We start from the raw sequence: 6,175 nt of genomic DNA, 5'->3' as shown, positions 1-6,175 counted from the left end.
CCGCAACACGGCCCGCACGCGCGCGTCGAGCTGCGTCGCGCTGAACGGCTTGACCACGTAGTCGTCGGCCCCCGCGTCCAGCACCGGCACCATCTCGGCGTCCCCGTCGCGGGCGGTCGCCACGATGACCGGCACCCGGCTCACCGCCCGCAACATCCGCAGCAGCTCGGCCCCGTCCAGGTCCGGCAGCCCGAGGTCGAGCACCACCAGGTCGGGACGGTCGCGCACGGCCAGGCGCAGCCCGTCCATCGCCGTCGGGGACGAGGAGACGGCATGGCCGAGCTCCCGCAGCCCGCGGCTGAGCGCCGTACGGATCGCCACGTCGTCCTCGATGAGCAGGATGTCAGCCATATACAGAAACTAGACGTTCGCTGACGGTGACCAGGTCTGTCTTAGCGTCGCCTTAACCTGTCCTTAGCCGTCGATGGGGGAAGCTGGACCGCGATGAAACGACTCGTGCTGGCCTGGGCCGTCACCGCCGTCGCCGCGACCGGCGCCGCGCTGGCGGTGCTCGGCCTGCTCGGCACCGGCCTGACCGGCAGCTCCAGCCACGTGCTGAGCCGTGACGAGGTCAGGGCCGCGCTGTCCACGGCCACCGCGCGGGCCGTCGCCGCCCCGGGCGGCGAGCCGTCCTCGACGTCGCCGGGCAAGCTGATCCGCAGCCCCGGCGGCACGGTGATCGCCTCGTGCGACGGCGACCTCGTCACGCTGCGGTCGTGGAGCCCGGCCCAGGACCACTCGGTCGACGGCGTCGAGCCGGGGCCCGCCACCGAGGCGCAGGTCGAGTTCGAGCCCGACGACGGCGACGACGTCGAGCTGACGATCACCTGCGTGGCGGGGCAGCCCGTCGCCCGCGTCCACTGACGCTCACGACGCCTCCGCGCCCAGCGCCGCCTTCGTCAGCTCGGCCTGGCGGCGGATCTCCCCCATGACGATGGGGTTGACCCCCTTGGCCGCGAACGTGGCCACCATCCGGTCCAGCACGGCGTTCGCCCGGCCGAGGTCGCCCTGCCGCGCCTCGGCCCTGGCCAGCCGGCGCATCACCAGGTTGAGGGTGATGTTGTCCACGCCCTCACCGCGCACGACGTGGGTCAGGTGCTCGATGCCCTGTTTCGGGTCGGGCGGCCGTACGCGCAGCCCCTCGCCCGGCACCAGCTCCTTGAACTCCCGCTCGGCGTTGAGCCCCTTGACCAGGCGGGCGTAGACGGCCAGCGGGTGCCCGCCGTGGCGGCCGATCACCTCGTCCAGGGCCCGGTTCCCCGAGCCGAGGGCGGGCGAGTCGGAGCCGAGCAACGAGAACAGCTGGCCCTGCTCCTCGCCCAGCATCAGCTCGGCCACGCGGTGGTCGTCGGGCTCGGCCGGCCGGCGCACCCTCACCAGCAGCGCGGGGGAGACGACGTGGGAGCCGTCGGCGGCGACGTACCGGGCGCGCACGTGGTACTCGCCGGGCTGCTGGAAGTAGTGACCGTCGCGCCCGTGCCCGATGTACGCGCTGCGGTACATCGCCGGATGGCCGTCGTCCAGCCTGACCTGCGGGGTGGCGTCCACGCACTGGCGCAGCATCGGCCGGTAGAGCACCGTCCCGCCGTCGGGACGGATGATCGACACCTGCGTGAAGCCGCTGTCGGGATGCAGATGCCCGTGCGTGGTGCGCGGCTCGCCGGCGTGCGACAGCTTGAGCTCGACCACCACCGGCTCGCCCAGCGCGTACGACTCCTTGGCGCGCAGCTCCAGCCGCAGCCCCGAGCGGTCCTCGACCGGCGGCTCGAACGGCTCCCCCTCGGCCGCCCCGACGCCGAACCCGTGCGCGCCCATGACCACGTCGCGGTAGAAGCCGTGCCGCAGGTGCACCAGCTCGGAGTCGGTGAACTGGAAGGGGAAGGCCGCCCAGTAGGCCGGCTCGCCGCCCGGCCGGTAGGTGTAGGTGTAGTTCATCCACGACAGGTCGCCGAAGCCGCTCTCGGGGCCGAGCGGCCCGGGCGGGGTCGCCAGGTGCTTCTCCCAGGAGTGCAGCAGGTTGAACGCGTGGCCGACCTCGTGCACGTACGTGCGTAACTGCGCCCGGCGCGCCTCCGGCGTCGTGCCCTGGACGGCGTCGTGGAAGACGGCGGCGCCCTGCCGCTGGTGGGCGTCCTGGTAGTCGAACATGATGCCGCGCAGGCCGCGCGCGTGCTTGCTCGCCACCAGCAGCCACACCCGCCAGTCCGGCGCGTCGCCGTACGCGCTGAAGTGGCGGGTCATCGCGTGGTGCAGCTCGGCGTCATCCCACACCAGATCGGCGCCCGACCCCTCCACCGGGACCACGCCGGGCTCGGCCAGGCGCAGCTCGACGCCCGCCTCCGCGTACGCCGCGGCCACCGTCAGCTCCCTCGGCGGCGAGCCGGCGGGCCCCGGCAGCGAGCCGGTGTGGTACGACACGAACGGCGCCGCCCCCACCACGGAGTCCTGCTCCAGCAGCACGCTGCGGAAGTACGGGGAGGCGAAGGCCACCTCGTACACGCGGCCGCCCACCGTGGCGGTCCCGCTCCCGCCGGCGACGACGACGCCCACGTCACGCGCCTCGGCGCCGAACGTGAACCGCCCGGCCCCCTCGATCCGCGTCCGGCCGCCCTCGGACCGCACAGCGGGCGCGTCCACCACGAACGAACCGGTGTAGGACGTGGTCGCCCCCGACACCGTGAACACGTCGCCGCTCACCCGCCCGGTGGGCCTGGCGCCGTCGACGTCGACACGGAGCTCCAGCCGCGAGTCGCCGTCCTGACCCTGGTACAACCCGCTGATCATGGGAGCCCCCTGGAAGATCGGGTGAGGGTTACATCCCGGTAGGCTTCCCCCGCGCGGGGGAGCTGTCAACGACTCCCGCGGACTTCCAGCGCCCCGAGCAGCTCCTCCGACGCCCGGGTGATCGCCTCCACCGCCCGGTCGAACGCCTCGGCGTTGTGCGCCGCCGGCGCGCGGAACCCGGAGATCTTCCGTACGTACTGCAGGGCCGCCGCGCGCACGTCGTCCTCGGTCACGCTCTCCGTGTACGGCGGCCGGAGGGTCTTGATGCTTCTACACATGCCTCAACCGTAATAGCCGATGCGCTGACTGATCTCCCTCGCGCCCTTGACGAGCAGCTCGGCCACCTCGGGCAGCCGCTGGGGCGTCAGCCGGTAGGAGGGCCCCGAGGCGCTGACCGCGGCCACCACCGAGCCGTCCGCCCCGCGGATCGGCGCGGCCACCGCGTTCAGGCCCACCTCCAGCTCCTCCACGGCGCAGGCCCAGCCGCGCTCCCTGATCTCCTCCAGCCCCAGCTGCTCGGCCGAGGTGATGGTGTGCGGCGTGTAGCGTTCCAGCTCCGCGGGCGGCCGCAGCGCGCCGAAGGCGAGCAGCACCTTGCCGCTGGAGGTGGCGTGGGAGGGGGTGCGCTGGCCGACCCAGTTGTGGCCGCTGATCGCGGCGGGGCCGCGCACCTGGCTGATGTTGACCGGGTCGCCGTTGCGCGGCACCGCGATGTTGACCGTCTCGCCGATCCCCTCGGCCAGGCGCAGGCACACCGGCCGGCTCTCGCGCGACAGGTCGAGCTGCGCCGTGACGGCCCCGGCCAGGCGGACGAGGCCGAACCCGAGCCGGTAGCGCCCCCGGTCGGCGGTCTGCTCGACCAGGCCGCCCTGCTCCAGCGAGGCCAGCAGCCGGAACGCGGTGGACTTGTGCACGTCGAGCTCCGCCGCGAGGTCCGTCACCCGGGTGGCCCCGTCGCGAGCCAGGAGCTCCAGGATCGCGATGGCACGATCGACCGATTGAACCGTCGTGCTGTTGCCCATGGCGCAACACTACCGGGCGCTCCAACCTCGGGCCGAGGTCAGCCCCCGACGGCCACCGGCCCGAGCTCGTTGCCGAAGTCAGCGGCGATCTCACGCATGCTCTCGGCCAGGTCGTCGCGGTCGATCGCGTCGATCCGCTCGGCCGGCCCCGAGACCGACAGCGCCGCCACCACCCGCTCGCCGTCCCACACCGGCACGGCCAGGCAGTGCACGCCGAGCTCCTCCTCGCCCAGGTCCAGGGCGTAGCCGCGGCTCCTGACGGCCTCCAGCTCGGCCAGCATGGCGGACCGGTCGACGATCGTTTTGGGCGTGCGGCGCGGCATGCCGGTGCGCTCGAACACCGCGACCGCCTCCGCCGGGGGCCGCCCGGCCAGCAGCGCCTTGCCCACGGCCGTGCTGTGCGGCAGCACCCGCCTGCCCACCTCGGCGAACATCCGCAGCCGGCGCGGCGAGGGCACCTGCGCCACGTACACGACGAAGTCGCCTTCGAGCACCGCCAGGTTCGCCGTCTCGCCGGACAGCTCGACCAGCTTGCTCAGGTACGGCCGCGCCCACACCCCGACCATGCCCCCGGCGATCCCGCCCAGCCGGACGAGCCCGCCGCCCAGCGCGTACCGCCGGTCGGACTCCTGGCGCACGTAACCCCGCGCGAGCAGCGTCCGCAGCAGCCGGTGGATGGTGCCGTACGGCAGGCCGGTCCTGGCGGCGATCTCCGACAGCCCCGCCTCGCCGCCGTGCTCGGCCAGCGCCTCCAGCACGTCGAGCGCCCGCTCGACCGACTGGACGCTCACAGGGCGGCCCCGCGCAGCGAGGCGTCCAGCACCTCCGCCGTGTGGGCCACCCTGATGTCCGCGCCGGCCCGGCGCATGGCCGCCGCGATCTGCATGGTGCACCCGGGGTTGGCGGAGACGAGCAACTGCGCGCCCGTCGACTCGACCGCCTTGGCCTTGCGGTCGCCGAGATCGCGCGCGGCCTCCGGCTGCAGCAGGTTGTACGTGCCCGCCGAGCCGCAGCAGATGGCCGACTCGGGGATCTCGCGCAGCTCCAGCTCCGGGATGTCACTCAGCAGCTGCCGCGGCTGCGAGCGCACGCCCTGGGCGTGGGCGAGGTGGCAGGCGTCGTGGTAGGCGACCGTGCGCGGCAGCGGGTGCCGCGGGGCCACCGGCCCCAGCTCGGCCAGGAACTCCGACAGGTCCATGACCCGGAACCCGGGGTCGTACCCGAGCAGCGTCGCGTACTCCTTCATCGACGAGCCGCAGCCGGCCGCGTTGACCACCACGGTGTCCACCCCGGCCTTCTCGAACGTCCTGACCGTCCTGCGCGCCAGCCGCTTGGCCTGCGCCTCCTGACCGGAGTGCACGCTGAGCGCGCCGCAGCAGCCCTGCCCCGGCGGGATGACGACGTCGCAGCCCTCCATCGACAACACCCGCGCGGTGGCGGCGTTCACCTGCGGGAAGAACTCCCGCTGCACGCAGCCCAGCAGCATCCCGACCACGGCCCGCCGCTCGCCCCTGGCCCGCACCACGCGCGGCAGCCGCTGCCGCCGCGCCACGCGCGGCGCGAGCCCGGCCATCGCGCCGAGACTCGGGTTCACCCTGGACAGGAACGGCGCCATCCGGCGGGCCGGCCCCAGCGTCGGCCGCAGCAGGCGCAGCCGCCGCGGGTAGGGGAACAGGCTGAAGACGATCCCGCGCACGGCCCGCTCCTGCGGCGGCCGCTCGTGCTCACGCTCGACCACGACGCGCGTCTGCTCGATCAGCCGGTCGTACTGCACCCCGGACGGGCACGCGGTGACGCACGCCATGCAGCCCAGGCAGGCGTCGAAGTGGCCGGCCATCTCGGGCGTCATGGGAGTGCCCTCGACGTGCTGGCTCATCAGGTGGATGCGCCCGCGCGGCGAGTCCATCTCCTCGCCCCACAACACGTACGTCGGGCAGGTCGGCAGGCAGAAACCGCAGTGCACGCAGTCGTTGATGAGCTTCGGATCCATCAGATGCCTCCCACGAACCGTCCGGGGGACATCCTGCGCCCGGGATCGAACCGTTCCTTGACCCGCCGCATCAGCGCGAGCCCGCTGATCTGCCCCCACCTGTCGACCCCACCGTCCGGGCCGTCGTCCGGCGTGGCGAGCACGACGACCCGCCCTCCGGCGTCCTCCACCGTCTTGCGCAGCGCGGACACAGGCAGCTGCCCGTCCGTCGCCAGCAGCAGCCGCCCCGCGACGGCGGAGCCGCGCAGCGCCATACCTGCGCCGGCCGCCGCGTCCAGCACGGCGCCCGCGGCGGCCGGCGGGAACCGCACCTCGGCCAGCACCTCACCGGGCGGGACGCGCCCCCACCACGGCGGCGGCTGACCGATCACCTCGCCCC

Annotated in this window: 7 protein-coding genes and 1 pseudogene; 1 reads left to right on the top strand and 7 read right to left on the bottom strand. The window is 73.8% G+C overall.

The window, feature by feature from the left end; all coding sequences use genetic code 11:
- Nucleotides 1-351, bottom strand: a 351-nt coding sequence (locus tag C1J01_RS45395; protein WP_146615975.1) for a response regulator transcription factor, incomplete at its 3' end; no start/stop codon positions are given.
- A 93-nt stretch (nt 352-444) separates the two neighbouring features.
- Here C1J01_RS45395 and C1J01_RS45390 point away from each other — a divergent pair.
- Nucleotides 445-864: a hypothetical protein gene (locus C1J01_RS45390; protein ID WP_146615974.1), complete on the top strand. Its 420-nt coding sequence runs from the start codon at nt 445-447 to the stop codon at nt 862-864.
- A 3-nt stretch (nt 865-867) separates the two neighbouring features.
- On the opposite strand, the gene C1J01_RS45385 is transcribed toward C1J01_RS45390, so the two are convergent.
- The 6 genes and pseudogenes from C1J01_RS45385 to C1J01_RS45360 all read right to left on the bottom strand — a co-directional run.
- Complete coding sequence (locus C1J01_RS45385; RefSeq protein WP_111185201.1) at nt 868-2,784, bottom strand: hypothetical protein; 1,917 nt, start codon at nt 2,782-2,784, stop codon at nt 868-870.
- A 65-nt stretch (nt 2,785-2,849) separates the two neighbouring features.
- Nucleotides 2,850-3,062: a DUF2277 domain-containing protein gene (locus C1J01_RS45380; RefSeq protein ID WP_111185200.1), complete on the bottom strand. Its 213-nt coding sequence runs from the start codon at nt 3,060-3,062 to the stop codon at nt 2,850-2,852.
- A gap of 3 nt (nt 3,063-3,065) precedes the next feature.
- The gene (locus tag C1J01_RS45375; protein ID WP_111185199.1) at nt 3,066-3,806 is read right to left on the bottom strand and encodes an IclR family transcriptional regulator; all 741 of its coding nucleotides are present in this window, start codon (nt 3,804-3,806) and stop codon (nt 3,066-3,068) included.
- A 38-nt stretch (nt 3,807-3,844) separates the two neighbouring features.
- A complete protein-coding gene (locus C1J01_RS45370; RefSeq protein ID WP_111185198.1) occupies nt 3,845-4,597 on the bottom strand; it encodes an IclR family transcriptional regulator in 753 nt (250 codons plus the stop codon).
- A complete protein-coding gene (locus C1J01_RS45365; protein WP_111185197.1) occupies nt 4,594-5,796 on the bottom strand; it encodes a (Fe-S)-binding protein in 1,203 nt (400 codons plus the stop codon). Before C1J01_RS45365 ends, C1J01_RS45370 begins: the two co-directional genes overlap by 4 nt.
- A pseudogene (locus C1J01_RS45360) lies at nt 5,796-6,175 on the bottom strand (FAD-binding oxidoreductase); the annotation flags it as partial. The pseudogene C1J01_RS45360 and the gene C1J01_RS45365, both read right to left, overlap by 1 nt.

Source organism: Nonomuraea aridisoli (assembly GCF_003236395.1).
Lineage (GTDB): Bacteria > Actinomycetota > Actinomycetes > Streptosporangiales > Streptosporangiaceae > Nonomuraea > Nonomuraea aridisoli.
Note: the sequence above shows the minus strand (reverse complement) of the source record. Positions and strands in the feature narration are given on the sequence as shown.